The 17,007-nt window shown below is 69.0% G+C and carries 19 protein-coding genes; 16 read left to right on the top strand and 3 right to left on the bottom strand.

Annotated elements, in window-relative coordinates; translation table 11 throughout:
* Together JOE67_RS02920 and metE are read left to right on the top strand one after the other, a co-directional pair.
* Positions 1 to 951, top strand: a complete 951-nt coding sequence (locus JOE67_RS02920) for a methylenetetrahydrofolate reductase (RefSeq protein WP_338041475.1) — start codon at positions 1 to 3, stop codon at positions 949 to 951.
* Positions 948 to 3,260 carry a 5-methyltetrahydropteroyltriglutamate--homocysteine S-methyltransferase gene (gene metE, locus JOE67_RS02915; protein ID WP_204974078.1) on the top strand — a complete coding sequence of 771 codons (2,313 nt, stop codon included), beginning with the start codon at positions 948 to 950 and terminating at the stop codon, positions 3,258 to 3,260. Before JOE67_RS02920 ends, metE begins: the two co-directional genes overlap by 4 nt.
* A gap of 104 nt (positions 3,261 to 3,364) precedes the next feature.
* On the opposite strand, the gene lexA is transcribed toward metE, so the two are convergent.
* Positions 3,365 to 4,051 carry a transcriptional repressor LexA gene (lexA, locus tag JOE67_RS02910; protein ID WP_204974077.1) on the bottom strand — a complete coding sequence of 229 codons (687 nt, stop codon included), beginning with the start codon at positions 4,049 to 4,051 and terminating at the stop codon, positions 3,365 to 3,367.
* A gap of 304 nt (positions 4,052 to 4,355) precedes the next feature.
* Here lexA and JOE67_RS02905 point away from each other — a divergent pair, with 304 nt between their 5' ends.
* Genes JOE67_RS02905 through hisH form a run of 4 tightly spaced genes read left to right on the top strand, consistent with a single transcriptional unit; the run spans position 4,356 to position 7,095 of the window.
* Positions 4,356 to 4,736 carry a LysM peptidoglycan-binding domain-containing protein gene (locus JOE67_RS02905; RefSeq protein WP_204974076.1) on the top strand — a complete coding sequence of 127 codons (381 nt, stop codon included), beginning with the start codon at positions 4,356 to 4,358 and terminating at the stop codon, positions 4,734 to 4,736.
* A gap of 39 nt (positions 4,737 to 4,775) precedes the next feature.
* Positions 4,776 to 5,867 (top strand): histidinol-phosphate transaminase, encoded by a 1,092-nt coding sequence (locus JOE67_RS02900; protein ID WP_204974075.1) that lies wholly within the window; start codon positions 4,776 to 4,778, stop codon positions 5,865 to 5,867.
* A complete protein-coding gene (gene hisB, locus JOE67_RS02895) occupies positions 5,864 to 6,466 on the top strand; it encodes an imidazoleglycerol-phosphate dehydratase HisB (RefSeq protein ID WP_204974074.1) in 603 nt (200 codons plus the stop codon). The genes JOE67_RS02900 and hisB overlap by 4 nt, the downstream gene beginning before the upstream one ends.
* Positions 6,463 to 7,095 (top strand): imidazole glycerol phosphate synthase subunit HisH, encoded by a 633-nt coding sequence (gene hisH / locus JOE67_RS02890; RefSeq protein WP_204974073.1) that lies wholly within the window; start codon positions 6,463 to 6,465, stop codon positions 7,093 to 7,095. The genes hisB and hisH overlap by 4 nt, the downstream gene beginning before the upstream one ends.
* 46 nt (positions 7,096 to 7,141) lie before the next feature.
* Here the strand turns inward: hisH and JOE67_RS02885 are convergent, their stop codons facing one another.
* A complete protein-coding gene (locus tag JOE67_RS02885; protein ID WP_239527957.1) occupies positions 7,142 to 8,323 on the bottom strand; it encodes a MinD/ParA family ATP-binding protein in 1,182 nt (393 codons plus the stop codon).
* Between the two features lie 182 nt (positions 8,324 to 8,505).
* On the opposite strand from JOE67_RS02885, the gene priA reads away from it, so the two are divergent.
* Both priA and JOE67_RS02875 read left to right on the top strand, forming a co-directional pair.
* Positions 8,506 to 9,252, top strand: a complete 747-nt coding sequence (gene priA / locus JOE67_RS02880) for a bifunctional 1-(5-phosphoribosyl)-5-((5-phosphoribosylamino)methylideneamino)imidazole-4-carboxamide isomerase/phosphoribosylanthranilate isomerase PriA (RefSeq protein ID WP_204974071.1) — start codon at positions 8,506 to 8,508, stop codon at positions 9,250 to 9,252.
* On the top strand, positions 9,236 to 10,039 hold the full coding sequence (locus tag JOE67_RS02875) for an SseB family protein (RefSeq protein ID WP_204974070.1): 804 nt from the start codon (positions 9,236 to 9,238) through the stop codon (positions 10,037 to 10,039). Before priA ends, JOE67_RS02875 begins: the two co-directional genes overlap by 17 nt.
* Before the next feature lie 202 nt (positions 10,040 to 10,241).
* On the opposite strand, the gene JOE67_RS02870 is transcribed toward JOE67_RS02875, so the two are convergent.
* Positions 10,242 to 10,673, bottom strand: a complete 432-nt coding sequence (locus JOE67_RS02870) for a DUF1844 domain-containing protein (RefSeq protein ID WP_204974069.1) — start codon at positions 10,671 to 10,673, stop codon at positions 10,242 to 10,244.
* A 200-nt stretch (positions 10,674 to 10,873) separates the two neighbouring features.
* Here JOE67_RS02870 and infC point away from each other — a divergent pair, with 200 nt between their 5' ends.
* The 8 genes from infC to JOE67_RS02830 all read left to right on the top strand — a co-directional run bounded on the left by infC (position 10,874) and on the right by JOE67_RS02830 (position 17,004).
* Entirely contained in the window at positions 10,874 to 11,497 is a 624-nt protein-coding gene (gene infC / locus JOE67_RS02865) for a translation initiation factor IF-3 (protein WP_204976633.1), read from the top strand.
* A 74-nt stretch (positions 11,498 to 11,571) separates the two neighbouring features.
* Complete coding sequence (gene rpmI / locus JOE67_RS02860; RefSeq protein ID WP_204974068.1) at positions 11,572 to 11,766, top strand: 50S ribosomal protein L35; 195 nt, start codon at positions 11,572 to 11,574, stop codon at positions 11,764 to 11,766.
* Positions 11,767 to 11,799: 33 nt separating this feature from the next.
* Positions 11,800 to 12,186 (top strand): 50S ribosomal protein L20, encoded by a 387-nt coding sequence (gene rplT / locus JOE67_RS02855; protein ID WP_204974067.1) that lies wholly within the window; start codon positions 11,800 to 11,802, stop codon positions 12,184 to 12,186.
* Between the two features lie 85 nt (positions 12,187 to 12,271).
* Positions 12,272 to 13,078, top strand: coding sequence for a TrmH family RNA methyltransferase (locus JOE67_RS02850; protein ID WP_204974066.1), 807 nt, complete (start codon positions 12,272 to 12,274; stop codon positions 13,076 to 13,078).
* Positions 13,079 to 13,088: 10 nt separating this feature from the next.
* Positions 13,089 to 13,763, top strand: coding sequence for a response regulator transcription factor (locus JOE67_RS02845; protein ID WP_204974065.1), 675 nt, complete (start codon positions 13,089 to 13,091; stop codon positions 13,761 to 13,763).
* A gap of 3 nt (positions 13,764 to 13,766) precedes the next feature.
* Positions 13,767 to 15,149 carry an ATP-binding protein gene (locus tag JOE67_RS02840; protein WP_204974064.1) on the top strand — a complete coding sequence of 461 codons (1,383 nt, stop codon included), beginning with the start codon at positions 13,767 to 13,769 and terminating at the stop codon, positions 15,147 to 15,149.
* Entirely contained in the window at positions 15,146 to 16,105 is a 960-nt protein-coding gene (locus JOE67_RS02835; protein ID WP_204974063.1) for a TAXI family TRAP transporter solute-binding subunit, read from the top strand. The genes JOE67_RS02840 and JOE67_RS02835 overlap by 4 nt, the downstream gene beginning before the upstream one ends.
* 152 nt (positions 16,106 to 16,257) lie before the next feature.
* Complete coding sequence (locus JOE67_RS02830) at positions 16,258 to 17,004, top strand: amino acid ABC transporter ATP-binding protein (RefSeq protein WP_420827627.1); 747 nt, start codon at positions 16,258 to 16,260, stop codon at positions 17,002 to 17,004.
* The last annotated feature ends 3 nt before the right edge of the window (positions 17,005 to 17,007 follow it).

Genomic DNA, 17,007 nt, shown 5'->3' with positions numbered 1-17,007 from the left:
GTGAGCACCACCCCCTTCTCCTTCGAGCTGTACCCGCCCCGCACGGCCGAGAGCGCACGAGCGCTGCACGACACGATCGACCGCCTGGCGGAAGCCTGTCCGGAGTTCATCTCCGTGACCTATGGCGCGGGCGGCTCGACCGGAGGCCGCTCGCTCGAGGTGCTCAAGTACATCCGCAGCCACACCGACACCGAGCCGCTCGCGCATCTCACCTGCGTGGGCAACACCTACGCGGGCGCCGCGCGCCTGATCCGCGAATTCCTCGACGCCGGGGTGCTGAGCTTCCTCGCCCTCCGCGGCGATCCGCCCGCCGGGCAGAGCGAGAACGACGTCTTCCTCGGCGACCTCGAGAGCTCGGCCCAGCTCGTGCAGCTGATCGACCGCGTGCAGGCCGAGCGCGCGCCGTACGAGGAGTCCCCGGTGCGAGGCAATCCCGGCGCCGTGCGTGTCGCCCCTCGACGCAAGGTGAACATCGCCGTCGCCGCCTTCCCGAACGGGCACCCGCGTTCGGCCTACAGCAGTCAGCACGTCGATGCGCTGCTCGCCAAGCAGGCGGCGGGCGCGACGGTCGCCATCACTCAGCTGTTCTTCCACGCCGACCACTACCTCGCGTTCGTCGAGCGCGCCCGCCGCGCCGGTGTGACGATCCCGATCCTCCCCGGCATCATGCCCATCACCTCACCGGCCCGCCTCACGCGGGTGCTCGAGCTGACCGGTGAGGAGCTGCCTGGGGAGCTCGCTATCGAGCTCGAGATCGAGCCGACCACAGAGGGACGCCGGCAGATCGGCATCCGGTGGGCATCCGACCTCATCCGCGCCGTCGTCGACGGCGGCGCACCCGGGGTTCACCTGTACGCGTTCAACCAGCACGAGACCGTGCTCGACGTCCTCCAGTCCGCCGGGGTCATCCCCGGGCGCCAGCTCTCCGCAGCATCGAAAGGAATCTCATGACCGCTTTCCCCGCAGGGACGATCCTCGGCTACCCGCGCATCGGCCGTCGTCGCGAGCTGAAGAAGGCCGTCGAGGCCTTCTGGGCCGGCCGCACCGACCGGGCCGAGCTCGAACGCACCGCCGCGGATCTGCGTGCCACGACCCGCGCGCGCCTGGCCGAGCTCGGCCTCGGACGCGATGACTCGTCGATCCCCGAATCGTTCTCGTTCTACGACCAGGTTCTCGATGCCGCCGTCACCGTCGGCGCCATCCCCACCCGCTTCGACGATCTGCGCGACGCCGACGGCTCGATCGGTCTCGGCGCGTACTTCACCGTCGCCCGCGGCGAGGGCGAGCGCGCACCGCTCGAGATGACCAAGTGGTTCGACTCGAACTACCACTACCTCGTACCCGAGATCGGTCCGGAGACCGTCTTCTCGCTCGCGAGCGAGCACCTCATCCAGCAGGTCGCCGAAGCCGCGGACGCCGGGTATGTCACCCGGCCCGTGATCGTCGGACCCGTCACGCTGCTGGCGCTGGCGAAGGCCTCCGACGACGCTCCTGAGGGCTTTGATCCCCTCAGCCGCCTCGACGACGTGCTGCCGGTCTACGCCGAGCTGCTCGCCAGGCTGCAGGCTGCAGGCGCGCAGTGGGTGCAGCTCGACGAGCCGGCGCTGGTCAGCGAGTCGCTGCCGGTCGACGTCACCGCACTCGCCGATGCTGCCTCCCGCGCACTCGCCGTGCTCGGCTCAGCCGCGCAGCGCCCGGCGATCTTCGTCGCAGCTCCTTATGCCGCCCTCGGGGCGACGCTCGACGTGCTCGCTGCGGCGCCCGTCGAGGCGATCGGCATCGACCTCGTCCGCGGAGAGGTGCCGGCCGTGCTGCCAGCACTCGAGGGGAAGACGCTCGTCGGCGGCGTGATCGACGGGCACAACATCTGGCGAGGCGACCTCGACGCCGCCTTCACGAAGCTCGAGACCCTGGGCGAGCTCGGGGCGGCTTCCGTCGCAGCATCCACCTCCACCTCGCTGCTGCACGTGCCGCACGACGTCGACGACGAGACGGATCTCGACGAGCGACTGGTCTCGTGGCTCGCCTTCGCCGACCAGAAGGTCGGCCAGGTGGTCACCCTGGCGGCGGGTCTCGCGGAAGGGCGGGATGCCATCACCGACGCTCTGGATGCGGCATCCGCAGCCCTCGCCGACCGACGCAGCGCACCCGGTGTACGCGATGGAGCCGTGCGCGGGCACGCCGTCACCGAGGAGAAGTTCTCGCGTGTCGCGTACGAGGAGCGCGAAAGCGCCCAGCAGGCGCTGAACCTGCCCGCTCTGCCCCTCACCACCATCGGATCATTCCCGCAGACCGGTGACATCCGCCGTGCCCGCGCGCAGTTCCTGCGCGGTGAGCTTCCGGCGGAAGACTACGACGACTTCCTCCGCCGCGAGATCGACCAGGTCGTGGCGCTGCAGGAAGAGCTCGGTCTCGATGTTCTCGTGCACGGAGAGCCCGAGCGCAACGACATGGTGCAGTACTTCGCCGAGCACCTCGACGGCTTCGCGGTCACGCAGCACGGCTGGGTGCAGTCGTACGGGTCGCGCGCGACGCGTCCGTCGATCCTCTGGGGCGATGTGTCGCGTCCTGCGCCGATCACCGTCTCCTGGGCGACGTACGCCCAGTCGCTGAGCGTGAAGCCGGTCAAGGGCATGCTCACCGGACCCGTGACGATCCTCGCCTGGTCGTTCGTGCGCGACGACCAGCCTCTGGGCGAGACGGCCAATCAGGTGGCGCTCGCACTGCGCGACGAGATCACCGATCTCGAGACCGCAGGCATCGCGATCATCCAGGTCGACGAGCCTGCGCTGCGCGAACTGCTGCCGCTGAAGGTCGCAGACCAGGCCTCCTACCTCGACTGGTCGGTGCGCTCGTTCCGACTCGCCACCGGCGGCGCTGCGCCGGGTACGCAGATCCACACGCACCTCTGCTACTCGGAGTTCGGTGTCGTGATCGACGCGATCCGTGCCCTGGACGCCGATGTCACCTCGATCGAGGCCGCTCGAAGCCGCATGGAGGTCGTCGCCGACATCGCCCGCTTCGGGTTCGACCACGGCGTGGGGCCCGGCGTCTACGACATCCACTCTCCGCGCGTGCCGAGCGTCGAGGAGATCGAGGCGCTGCTGCGCCGTGCCGTCGACGAACTGCCTCTTCGTCAGCTGTGGGTGAACCCGGACTGCGGTCTGAAGACCCGCGCGTACGAGGAGACCGTGCAGTCGCTGCGCAACATCGTCGAGGCCACCCGCCGCGTGCGTGAGGACGTCGTCGTCCCGGCCTGACCTGCAGCGTCCGACCCGGTCCCGGATGCCGAAAGGGGCTCCCCGTCCAGCGGACGGGGAGCCCCTTTCGCGATGCGGTCGCGCTCAGCGGCGCGGGGTGGACGTCAGACCGCGCGCAGCACGGCGACGACCTTGCCCAGGACGACGGCCTCGTCTCCGAGGATGGGCTCGAATGCGGAGTTGCGGGGCAGCAGCCAGGTGTGGCCGTCGCGGCGCCGGAAGGTCTTGACCGTCGCCTCGCCGTCGATCATGGCGGCGACGATCTCGCCGTTCTCCGCGTTGTTCTGAGTGCGCACCACGACCCAGTCGCCGTCGCAGATCGCTGCGTCGATCATCGACTCGCCGTTCACCTTGAGCATGAAGAGGTCGCCCTTCCCGACCAGCTGCCTGGGGAGAGGGAAGATCTCCTCTACCTGCTGGTCGGCGGTGATCGGGATGCCTGCGGCGATCTGACCGACGAGGGGAACCAGCGCCGCATCTCCGACCGCCGGGGCGCTGTCGGCCGGGTTCTCGGCGCTCGTGCCCGGCAGGTCGATCAGCACCTCCATCGCGCGGGTCTTGCCCGGGTCGCGACGCAGGTAGCCGCTGAGCTCGAGCTGGCCGAGCTGATGGGTGACGCTGGAGAGCGACTTGAGCCCGACGGCGTCGCCGATCTCGCGCATGCTCGGCGGATAGCCATGGCGGGCGATCGAGGTCTGGATGACCTCGAGGATCGCCATCTGCTTGGGGCTGAGGTTCTTGCGGCGCCGCGTGCGGGGAGCCTCGGCTGCCGTCTCGGGGGTATCGCTCATCGGTGCTCCTTCATGCCCTCATGCGGTGCTGATCCGCGTCATCGCGGGGATCTGATTCGAATGTCGGTGGCCCATGGTGGGCTGGCTTCATCGAAACCGTATCCGAGTTCTCTCGGAAATCGGAAGATCTGTTCGAGCGTGTCTGCGAAGTCCCGCCCAAGTATTCGAAGAATTCTTGACAGATGTTCGATATCGAAGATACATTCGGAACGTAGCTTCGCATCCGGCGTCCCCGGCCGGATGCCGGATGCGAAAGCTGCACCACTTCCGCCCGACGGGCGGGGAGAGTGAAGAGGAGCATCACATGAGCACCATCAGCATCCAGGCCCCCCTGACCGTCCCGGTCGCGGCCGCTGCCGGGCGTTCTGTCTCGACGCGGCTGCGCCTCACCGCGCGTGGCCGCCGCCTGCTCGCCGCACTCGCCGCAGCGCCGGTCCTCGGTGCCATCGCGTTCTCGCTCCTCGCCGGCGGCTCGGCTGTCGCATCGGGCGAAAGCGCCGAGCCCGTCGCGTTCGAGACCGTCACGGTGCTTCCCGGCGACACCCTGTGGTCGATCGCCGCCGATGCCGCACCCGGTGTCGACCCGCGCGAGGTCATCGACGACATCAAGAGCCTCAACAACCTCAGCTCCGGCATGATCCAGGTCGGTGCCTCGATCGCCATCCCGACCGCGTACTCCGAGTGAGTCGTCATCCGCGACGGTGCTCGCGATGCGCGGCCTACGATGGATCATGTGACATCCCTCGATGAGCTGCCCCTCCGCGACGATCTGCGCGGGCTCACACCGTATGGCGCGCCGCAGGCGCCGCTTCCGGTCGCTCTGAACGTCAACGAGAACACGCATCCCGTTCCCGATGAGGTCGCGAGTGACATCCTCGACGAGATCGCGCTCGCACTGCGTGACGTCAACCGCTACCCCGACCGCGAGTTCACTGCCCTTCGAGAAGGGTTCGCTGAGTACCTCGGCCACGGTCTGACGGCAGAGCAGATCTGGGCAGGCAACGGCTCGAACGAGGTGCTGCAGCACATCATGCAGGCGTTCGCCGGCCCCGGCCGCACAGCCTTCGGGTTCGCGCCCACGTACTCGATGTATCCGCTCATCACGCAGGGCACGGGTGCACGATGGGTGGCGGGCACCCGCCACGACGACTACACGATCGACCCGGACGACGCCGCGCGTCAGGTGGCCGAGGCCGACCCCGATGTCGTGCTGCTGTGCTCGCCGAACAACCCCACGGGCACTCCGCTCTCACTGGACGTGATCGAGGCCGTCTACCGGGCCGCGCGGGGCGTCGTCATCGTCGATGAGGCCTATCAGGAGTTCGCCCCGCACGATGCGCCCTCGGCGCTGAGCCTGCTCGACGGACGCCCGCGCCTCGCCGTCTCGCGCACGATGAGCAAGGCGTTCGCCTTCGCAGGCGCGCGCGTCGGCTATCTCGCCGCCGACCCGGCGTTCATCGATGCGCTGCGCCTCGTGCGCCTGCCCTACCACCTCAGCGCGCTCACGCAGGCGGCTGCCGTCGCGGCGCTGCGCAACTCCGCCACCATGCTGCGCATGGTCGACGAGATCGTCGAGCAGCGCGAGCGGATCACAGCCACTCTTGAGGCTCTCGGCTACACGCCGCACGCGTCGTGGTCGAACTTCGTGCTGTTCGGCGGAGTCGACGACCCCAAGGCGGTGTGGCAGGCGCTGTACGACCAGGGCGTGCTCATCCGCGACGTGGGCATACCGCACCACCTTCGGGTCACGGCGGGCACCGAAGCCGAGACCACAGCCTTCCTGGAAGCCCTCGCGTCGATTGGATCGCCGGCATGACCGACCGCACCGCACGCCGTACCCGCAGCACCTCCGAGTCGACCGTCGAGGTCGAGGTGAACCTCGACGGCACCGGCCGCAGCGACATCGACACCACGGTGCCGTTCTTCGACCACATGCTGACGGCGTTCGCCAAGCACTCGCTAACCGATCTCACGGTGCGCGCGACGGGCGACACCCACATCGACGCTCACCACACGGTCGAGGACATCTCGATCGTGCTCGGACAGGCCATCCGAGAGGCTCTGGGTGACAAGGCCGGCATCTCTCGCTACGGCGACGCGCTCGTGCCGCTCGACGAGGCGCTGGCTCAGGCCGTCGTCGACATCTCAGGCCGACCGTTCCTCGTGCACGAGGGCGAGCCCGCCGGGTTCGAGTTCCACCTCATCGGCGGGCACTTCACCGGATCGCTGGTGCGTCACGTCTTCGAGGCCATCACCTTCAACGCCGGTCTGACGGTGCACGTGCGCGTCATCGGGGGTCGCGACCCGCACCACATCGCCGAGGCCGAGTTCAAGGCATTCGCCCGGGCGTTCCGGCAGGCCAAGGCCAACGACCCGCTCGTAGAGGGCATCCCGTCGACGAAGGGCGCGCTGTGACCGGTCGCCGCGTCGTCGTCTTCGACTACGAGTCCGGCAACGTGCACTCTGCCGTCAAGGCGCTCGCGGCCGCAGGCGCCGAGGTCGAACTCACCCGTGACCGCGGGCGTGCGCTCGAGGCCGACGGCCTGCTCGTCCCTGGCGTCGGCGCCTTCGCCGCGGTGCGCGACGCACTCGTCGCCCACGGCGGCGACGAGATCGTCGACCGCAGGCTCGCAGGAGGTCGCCCCGTGCTCGGCATCTGCGTGGGGATGCAGGTGATGTTCGAGCGTGGTGTCGAGCGCGGTCAGCCGGCCGAAGGGCTGGGGGAGTGGCCGGGTACGGTCACCGAGCTCGATGCGCCTGTGCTGCCGCACATGGGGTGGAACACGGTCGAACCCGGCGAAGGCAGCGTGCTGTTCCGCGGCATCGAGCACGAGCGCTTCTACTTCGTGCACTCCTTCGCGGCGAAGACCTGGGATCTCGACGTCATCCCGCCGTTCCCGCAGCCCGCGGTGACCTGGGCGACGCACGGCGAGCGATTCCTCGCCGCCGTCGAGAACGGACCCCTGTCGGCGACGCAGTTCCATCCTGAGAAGTCGGGCGACGCGGGCATCCGACTGCTGCGCAACTGGGTCGATTCGCTCTGAGCGCTGCCTCCGCGGCATGGGCCCACCTCTGGGCCCGATCAAGGGGTCAGAGTCCGCGTGCGACCGCGGCTCCAGCCGCCAGCCAGGCGGTCTGGGTCACGGGCGCGAGGGCCCCGAGTCGGAGATGGCCGTCCACCATCTCGCGATCGAACGGGATCGAGACGACTTCGCGCGCCAGGTCGCGGTATCCACTGACCACCTGATCGACATCCGCCGCCGTCGCCTTCGGATCGGCCTGGGTGACGACGACCACCGATCGGCGAGCGAGATCGGCTGATCGCTCGTCCCGGTCCTCCAGTGCCTCGAGCAGCAGCGCGCCGGCTTCGGCGTGATCGTCTCGGGTGGTGGTCGCGACGACGATCTGGTCGGCGTGATCGATCATCCGAAGCCACATGGGGTCGGACTCGTCGTTGCCGGAGTCGATGATGATGAGGCGGTAGTACTTCGCCGCGACGGCGTGGATCGCGTCGATGTCGGAGGAGTGCAGCCGGTTCTCCTGTGCGAGTCGCATCGGCTTCGAACGCAGCACGTCGTACTTCTCCCGTGCTTGATGATGCACGAAGTGAGCGAGATCGGCCGATTGCGCGCCCGCCCCGAGAAGACGATCCGCCTCCGGCAGCAGCTCGAACAGCGTCCGGTCATGGGGCCCGGTGTCGGTGCGCCAGCCAAGGGTGCCGCGGGTCTGGTTGTTGTCCCATGCCAGTACGCCGGCGCCGCCGAAGCGTGCGAACACGGCTGAGAGCAGCACTGTCGTCGGGGTCTTGCCCGCGCCGCCCTTGCCGTTGACGACGGCGATCGTGCGCGGCCCCGGCCAGTGCTGGCCGACCACCAGCTCATTGTCACGGATCGCCCGCTCGGCGGTTCCGGGCGGGAGCGAGAATCCGATGCGGTTCAGCATCCCTCGCGCACCGGTTCGCGCCGGCTCTTCCCGGCGCTCCTGCTGCAGGAATGACGGACGCTCGCGCTGCTCGCGCCTTGAGGTCGTCGCCGGCGGGGTGGGCGTCGCGGTGGGCGCAGCCGACTCGCGGTGGTAGCGAGGCGGCTCGGTGAGGGCGTCAGAGGGCAGGAGCGGCACATCGGAGATCACGGGCACGTCGGAGACCAGCGGCGCTGCGGAGGGCGATGGCTCCTCAGAGGCCAGAGGAGTCGCCTGCGCTCCGCCGCGGCGGGTCGCAGTCGCGCGTCGGCGCAACGGAGCCGCCTCGGTCTCGTGGTGCGCATCAGCCATGCGTGACGTCCCTCCTGTCGACGGACACGCGCGATGACAGCGCTGCGCGTGCGCATCCGATGGTACCGGCGGGATATGCGAGAAGTCCGATGCCCGACACAGGGTTTGATGACTCCGCCGTGCGGGACTAGTCTCGTCTCTCGTGCCCGCTCGGGCCGCCACCATCCCCTTCGAAGGACGACATGAACGACTTCGCACAGTCCCCCTCGCTGATCCTCCTGCCGGCGGTCGACGTCGCCGGCGGCAAGGCGGTGCGCCTGACGCAGGGTGAGGCGGGCACCGAGACCAGCTACGGCGACCCCGTCGACGCGGCGGGCGAGTTCGTCGACGCCGGCGCGCAGTGGATCCACCTCGTCGACCTCGACGCGGCGTTCGGTCGCGGAAGCAACACCGCCATCCTCCGCAAGGTGATCAAGCAGTACCGCGGAGTGAACATCGAGCTCTCGGGCGGCATCCGCGACGACGCCAGCCTCGACGCAGCTCTCGAGGCCGGTGCCACACGCATCAACCTCGGCACGGCGGCACTCGAGAATCCCGAGTGGTCCGCCGACGTCATCAGCCGCTACGGCGACGCCATCGCCGTCGGTCTCGACGTCCGCGGCACCACTCTCGCGGCGCGCGGCTGGACGAAGGAGGGCGGTGACATCTGGGATGTGCTCGAGCGCCTCGAAGAGGCCGGCTGCAGCCGGTACGTCGTCACCGACGTCACCAAGGACGGAACGCTGCGCGGACCGAACCTCGAGCTGCTGCGTGAGATCACCTCGCGCACCCCGAAGCCCGTGATCGCATCGGGCGGCGTCGCCTCGCTCGACGACATCGCCGCGCTCCGCGAGCTCGTGCCGCTGGGCGTCGAGGGCGCGATCGTGGGCAAGGCCCTCTACGCCGGACAGTTCACGCTGGCAGAGGCGCTGGATGTCGCCGGCGACTGACGACGCCTGCGACCACGGGCACGGCGCCGCGAACAGCGGTGACTCGGCCGGTGTGCCATGGGTGGGCCGCAGCTTCGAATCGAATCCGCACGCCGCGGACGACGGTTCCGCTGACCCCGCACTGCACGCCGCTCTGCTTCGCTTCCGGTCCGGTGAGGGCTCGCAGGTCGAGGTGGTCGACGCCTTCCGCGCTGCCCGCGTGCTGGTGCCGCTCGTCGCCGAGCGGGGCGATGAGGGCGTCGGTCCGACCGGTCTGAAGGTCGACAAGACGCAGGAGCTCTCGATCGTCACGGTCGCGGCCCCGGATGGCCGTCGCGTGCAGCCGGTGTTCTCCTCCGTCGACACGATGCGCCGTTGGGACTCCACCGCCCGGCCGATTCCGGTCGAGGCGATCCGGGTGGCGCTGTCGGCGTCCAGTGAGCAGACGGATCTGATCGTGCTCGACCCGGCATCCGAGACCGAGTTCGTCTTCCGGCGCCCGGCGGTCTGGGCGATCGCCCAGGCTCAGCGCTGGGAACCGAGCTTCCATTCGCCCGAGGTGTTCACGGCGCTGCGCGAGAGCATCGCGCACGAGCTCGCCGTGATCGACGTGTCGGTCGCCCCGGGGGATCCGGATGCCCGGATGCGCGGACCCGAGCTCATCGTGACTCTCGAACTGGTCGACGGCCTCGAGCGCGAGACGCTCGACGCGGTGCTCGCGCGACTCGCGCAGCGCTGGGCGGCGGATGACCGGATGGCCGTGCTCGTCGATTCCCTGACGGTCAAGCTCACTCGGTCCGCCGGCTGAGGCGCGTACGGTTCGCGCGCGAATGCGCGCTTCGCGCGGACAGATCCTGCGGATGCTTGCGCGCGAAGCGCACATCTCCGCGGCAGGCGCCCGTCGGGCGGTGCCGCCGGAGAGGGGCCTTCAATCGAACGAGCACCGCATCGACTGGAGACGTTCGACGGACCTGTGCGGAGGCCGCGGAACGCTCACACGGTGATGCTCGTCAGTTGACCGGACCGGTCCACTTCTCGCCAGGGCCCTTGCCGATCGGGTCGGGGATGACGGATGCCTCGCGGAATGCCAGCTGAAGGGAGCGCAGGCCGTCGCGCAGCGAGCGTGCGTGCATGTCGCTGATCTCGGGGGCGCCGGCAGTGATGAGACCCGCCAGGGCGTTGATGAGCTTGCGGGCCTCGTCGAGGTCCGTCTGCTCGTCAGGGGAGTCCGCGAGGCCGACTTTCACGGCCGCGGCGCTCATCAGGTGCACAGCCGTAGTGGTGATCACCTCGACCGCGGGAACGTCGGCGATGTCGCGGGTCGCGGCGCTCGCCGCGTGCTCCTGCTGCTCCCAGCGCTCGTGGCGGTCATCATGGTGCTCGGCAGGAATCGTCACTTCGGGTTGCTTTCTGGTAGACTTCTGCGGGCTTCGGAGTGTCATGCTCCGATACGAAAGAGGATTCTCAATCCCACCCGCGCTTGCCGTTCCAGGCTACCGGGTTCAGCACCCCGCCGGTTCCGGTGGAAAGGGTGTCACAAGCCGGTGTGTCTGAATGCGCCGGCGGGTGGGGAGAACTCCGATTTCGCCCGAGACGCGGCCCGCGTCCCGGTGGCCTGGAAATCACGTCTTAGGAGCTCCGCATCAGCGATCCCCGTACCAATGAGCGCATCCGCGTCCCCGAGGTCCGCCTCGTCGGTCCCGCGGGTGAGCAGATCGGTGTTGTCCGCATCGAGGCCGCACTGCGTCTTGCCCAGGAGGCCGACCTCGATCTCGTCGAGGTGGCACCCAACTCGAAGCCGCCCGTGGTCAAGATCATGGATTACGGCAAGTTCAAGTACGAGGCCGCGCAGAAGGCCAAGGAAGCACGCCGCAACCAGGCGAACACCATCCTCAAAGAGGTGCGCTTCCGCCTGAAGATCGAGGCACACGACTACACGACCAAGCTCAAGCGCGCTGAGGGCTTCCTCAAGGCGGGCGACAAGGTCAAGGCGATGATCCTCTTCCGCGGTCGCGAGCAGTCGCGCCCCGAGCAGGGCGTGCGTCTGCTGCGCAAGTTCGCCGAGGATGTCGCCGAGTTCGGCACGGTCGAGTCGAACCCGACCATCGACGGACGCAACATGGTCATGGTCGTCGCTCCGCTGAAGAACAAGTCCGAGGCGAAGGCCGAGCAGAACGCGGTCCGCACCGCGAACAAGCAGGCTGCCCGCGAGGCGAAGAACGGCGCCAGCGCCGATTCCGCGCCGACCGACGAGTCCGCGGCATAAGCCGCCCCACCAGCTCCCGCTTCCGAGCGGGTACCCACCGTCGCCCGCCAGGGCGCCACACGAAGGAAGAGAAGATGCCGAAGCAGAAGACCCACTCGGGTGCGAAGAAGCGCTTCAAGATCACCGGCAGCGGAAAGCTGAAGAAGCAGCAGGCCGGCATGCGCCACAACCTCGAGGTCAAGCCGAGCCGTCGCACCCGTCGCCTGAACCAGGACCAGGTCCTCTCGAAGGCCGACACCAAGGTCGCCAAGAAGCTTCTCGGTCGCTGAGCGCGACGCCCGTACGAAAAGGAACACACGAAAATGGCAAGAGTCAAGCGCGCAGTCAACGCGCAGAAGAAGCGTCGCGTCATCCTCGAGCGCGCGTCCGGTTACCGCGGCCAGCGTTCGCGCCTGTACCGCAAGGCGAAGGAGCAGGTCACCCACTCGCTCGTCTACGCGTACCGTGACCGTCGCAAGCGCAAGGGCGACTTCCGTCGTCTGTGGATCCAGCGCATCAACGCCGCTGCCCGCCAGAACGGCATCACCTACAACCGCTTCATCCAGGGCCTCGGCCTCGCGGGTGTGCAGGTCGACCGTCGCATGCTGGCCGACCTGGCCGTGACCGACGCCGGTGCGTTCGCCGCCCTCGTCGAGGTCGCCAAGAACGCTCTGCCTTCGGACGTCAACGCGCCCAAGGCCGCTGCCTGATCCTCGCGTTCTGAACGTTCTGAACGGGCGTCTCCCCTCGGGGAGGCGCCCGTTCGCGCATCCTGTGCCCCGATAGACTGGGCCGGTGCTCGAGAACCCCCGCTCTCCCCGCGTCCGTGCCGTCGCCAAGCTGACCAAGCGCAGCGCGAGGGTCGAGACCGGGCTGTTCCTGCTCGAGGGGCCGCAGTCCGTGCGCGAGGCGCTGCACTACCTGCCCGACGCGATCGTCGAGCTGTTCGCGACGCCCACTGCGTGGGAGAAGCACGCCGACGTGCGCGCCCTCGCCGCCGAGCATGACGTCGAGGTCGAGTACGTGACCGAAGCCGTGCTCGCAGCGATGGCCGACACGGTCACGCCGCAGGGTCTCGTGGCCGTGACCAGGCAGACCCCGACGTCGGTGCGCGACATCTTCGCGGCCTCGCCGAAGCTCATCGCGATCTGCGAGGAGGTGCGCGATCCCGGCAACCTCGGGACGATCATCCGCGCTGCGGATGCGGCCGGGGCGGATGCCGTGGTGCTCACCGGCCGTACAGTCGACCCGTACAACCCCAAGGTCGTTCGGTCGACGACCGGCTCGCTGTTCCACCTGCCGGTCTCGGTCGGCGGCGACCTCGACGACGTGATCCGCCGAGCGCACGATGCGGGCATGAACGTGCTCGCAGCCGACGTGAAGGGCGATGATCTGCTCGCCGCCCGCGCCCAGGGTGTGCTCGCGCAGCCGACGGCCTGGCTCTTCGGCAATGAGGCACGTGGTCTGGAGCACGATGCGCTGGCGCAGGCCGATCGCGCGCTCCGTCTGCCCATCTTCGGCCGCGCCGAGTCGCTGAACCTCGCCACCGCCGCGAGCGTCTGCCTGTACGAGTCGGCCTTCGCCCAGCGCGCGGACGTCTGAACGGAGACGGATGCGCATCCTGATCGTCGAAGACGACGACCGCGTCGCGGAGGCGCTCGAGGCCTTCCTCAGCCGCTCGGGCTACGCGACGGTTCGCGCGGAGGACGGCGCTCAGGCGCTCGGACTGCTCGGTTCCGACACCGAGGTGGTTCTGCTGGATCTGGGCCTGCCTGATGTCGACGGCGTCGACCTCTGTCGGCGCATCCGCGCGCAGAGCGGGGTGCCGGTGATCATCGCGACCGCCCGCACCGACGTGCACGAGCGCATCCGGGGCCTGCGCGCGGGTGCAGACGACTACATCGTGAAGCCGTACGACGTTCGGGAGCTTCTCGCCCGGATCGAGGCGGTCACGCGCCGTCTGCATCCGCTCGACGCTCACTCGAGTCCTGCCGACCGCTCGCTCATCGCGATCCACGACGTGCGGATAGACCTCGTCGCCCGCCGGGTGATGGTCGGCGAGCAGCCGATAGATCTCACACGGAAGGAATTCGACATCATCGCCGTGCTCGCGAGGTACCCCGGCGTGCCGGTGCCGCGCGATCGCATCATCCGCGAGGTGTGGAACACCGACTGGCAGAGCTTCGCCCGGTCGCTGGAGGTCCACGTCGCCTCCATCCGCCGCAAGATCGGCCGCGCCTCGCTCATCGAGACCGTGCGCGGCGTCGGCTACCGCTTGGAGGGATGACGGGTGCGCCGAAGACTGTTCATCGTCTTCCTCCTGCCGCTCGTGCTGGTCGTGACGGTGCTCGGCGGCGGGTTCGCATGGAGCGCGGCCAGGGGCGTGCAGCAGGAGTTCTACGCCGAGCAGCTGGGTGACCTCAGCTACTTCGTCACCAGCGCCCGGCAGGCTCTGCTGTCCGGAAGCAGCGAGGTCTTCGACGGTGAGGCCGAGCGCTACCGCTCGCTGTACGGCACGAGCATCGTGATCGTCGATCGCGCAGGGCGGCCGTGGGCTCCGCGCGACGAGAGGCCGCTGCTCGAGGTGGACGACATTGCCGCGAGGATCGCGCTTGCGCTCTCGGGCCGCCGCGGCGAGCTGCCGCAGGACGTCATGCCGTGGCAGTTCGGCGACCTGTCGCTGGTCGAGCCGGTGTACGAGGGCGGAGACGTGATCGGGGCGGTGGTCATGTCGGCGAGTGTCGATGTGCCGCGCGCGGAGATCGCGAGGCTGTGGCTGCTCACCGCAGCGGTCGTCATCGCGGTGATCGCCGCGGGGCTCTTCGTCGTCTCCCGCCTGGCAGGCTGGGTGCTGCGGCCGCTGCGAAGGCTGGATAGGGCGATGGAGGCGATCGAGCGCGGCGACATGGACGCGCGCATCGCCGATGAGACCGGGCCGGAGGAGCTGCACCGGATGATCGTCATGTTCAACCGCATGGCTGACGAGATCGAGCGGGTCCTGTCGCGGCAGCAGGAGTTCGCGCTGAACGCGTCTCACGAGCTCCGCAACCCGCTGAACGCTCTGCTGCTGCGCGTCGAGGTTCTCGCCGCGGATCTCGGGGACGGCGGTGTCGGTGCCGCCGATGTCGAGAAGATCCGTGAAGAGGGCCGGCGGATGACCAGGATCCTCGACACTCTGCTCGGCTTCGCGCGGCGAGGCGGACAGCCTTCGACGTTCGTCGACGTCGACCTGTCGGCTCTCGCGCGGCGGCGCGCAGCTGCGTGGCAGGATGTGGCGTCTCGCCGGGACGTCGCGTTCCGGGTCAGCGGGGTCGCAGAGGTGCGGAGCCGCACGGACGAGGCGATCGTGGAGAGCGCGCTCGACGCGGTGATCGACAATGCGGTGAAGTTCTCGCCTCGCGGTGGGCGGATCGAGGTGTCGGTCGACAGGACGGATGAGGGATGCCGGATCGCCGTGCGCGATCACGGCCCCGGCCTCGAGACGGCGGAGCTCGAGCAGGCCACCGACCGGTTCTGGCGCAGTGCCCGTGACCAGAACAGTCCCGGCTCAGGGCTCGGTCTGGCGATCGCGACCGACCTGCTGCGCTCGGTCGGGGGCCGCGTGACGGTCGACCGCGCGGAGGGCGGAGGTCTCTGCGTGTCGTTCGGCCTTCCGGCAGCGGGGGAGCGATGAGCAGGCTTCTCAGGGGCCCGGTCGCGGCGCTGCTCCTCGTCGCCGTGCTTCTGGCATCCGGATGCGCGCCGCCGCAGCCGACGTGGGCACAGCGGCCGATCCGGCTCGCCGGGGGCAGCGCGACCGGGGTGTACTACGACTACGGTCAGCGCCTGGCAGAAGCTCTGTCGTCCGACATGGACGCCGATGTGCGCTTTCACGAGACCAACGGCTCGGTCGACAACCTCCGCCGCATCGGCGCGGGCGATGCCGATCTCGGCTTCGCCCAGAGCGACGTCGTGGCCGACGCCGTGTCGGGCACGGGGGAGTTCGACGATCCGCTGCCGATCCGCGCGGTCGCGCGCCTCTACGACGAGTATGTGCACGTGGTCGTGCGCGCCGACTCCGACGTCCGTTCGATCTCCGGCCTCGCCGGCCGCCGCGTCTCGCTGGGAGCGCGCGGCTCGGGCGTGAGCGTGGTCGCGAAGAGGGTTCTCGAGGCATCCGGCATCGGAACAGAGGCGGTCGACGACCGCCAGCTGGGTCTGGATGCCTCCATCGCCGCGCTCGACGGGTCACGGATCGACGCCTTCTTCTGGGTCGGCGGCCTGCCGACGCCGGGGATCGAGCGGCTGGCGGGGGAGCGCGAGATCAGGCTGCTCTCGATCGATGCGGACGCCGTCGAACGTGCCGGCCTCGCGCACCCCGGGGTGTACCGACCGGCGGAGTTCCCCGTCGGAGCGTACGGCAGTGAGCAGCCGACGAGCGCGATGACGGTGCCGAACTACCTCGTCGGGTCCGCGGATGTGCCGGACGATCTGGTCCGCGAGGTGCTGGACGTCCTCTTCGCGTCGCGGGTGGAGATCGCCGGGGATGTCCCCGCCGCGGCGCTTCTCGATCGACGCCTCGCGATCTTCACCGATCCGATACCGCTCCACCCCGGTGCGATCGAGTACTACCGCGACGCGCACGGCTGAGTACCGCACGCTCAAGAATCACTCAAGAGGCTGGCCCCCTTGTGCGGGGCTGAATATCCTGAGACCGTCAGTGGATTCGATGGGGATCCTGTCGCGTCACGCCCGAACGGCGCGTCGCACTCCATCGGAGCCCTCGTCCCGAAGGAGACAGCATGAGCACACCCGAACCGCTGGTTGTGGTCGAGAACGTCGAGAAGCACTACGGCGAGTTCCACGCGCTCAAAGACATCGACCTGCAGGTCGACAAGGGCGAGGTGGTCGTCGTCATCGGCCCGTCCGGGTCGGGCAAGTCGACGCTCTGCCGCACGATCAATCGTCTCGAGACGATCACGAGCGGCGAGATCCGCATCGACGGCAAGACGCTTCCCGCCGAGGGCAAGGGCCTCGCGAAGCTGCGCGCCGAGGTCGGCATGGTGTTCCAGTCGTTCAACCTCTTCGCGCACCTGACGATCCTCGAGAACGTCACCCTGGGGCCCATCAAGGTGCTCGGCAAGCCGAAGGGCGAGGCCGAGAAGGAGGCGATGGCGCTCCTCGAACGCGTGGGCGTGGCGCAGCAGGCGTCCAAGCTTCCGGCGCAGCTCTCGGGCGGACAGCAGCAGCGCGTCGCGATCGCGCGCGCTCTGGCCATGCATCCCAAGGTCATGCTCTTCGACGAGCCGACCAGCGCGCTCGACCCCGAGATGATCAACGAGGTCCTCGACGTGATGGTCGAACTGGCCAAGGAGGGCATGACGATGATCGTCGTGACTCACGAGATGGGCTTCGCACGCAAGGCCGCCAACCGCGTCGTCTTCATGGCCGACGGCCAGATCGTCGAAGAGGCGACGCCCGAGGAGTTCTTCACGAACCCCAAGAGCACCCGCGCCAAGGACTTCCTCTCGAAGCTCCTCACCCACTGACCC

It is taken from the genome of Microbacterium esteraromaticum (assembly GCF_016907315.1).
In the GTDB taxonomy this organism is placed as follows: domain Bacteria; phylum Actinomycetota; class Actinomycetes; order Actinomycetales; family Microbacteriaceae; genus Microbacterium; species Microbacterium esteraromaticum.
The sequence above is the reverse complement of the archived record's forward strand: the minus strand, read 5'-3'. Positions and strand labels throughout refer to the sequence as shown.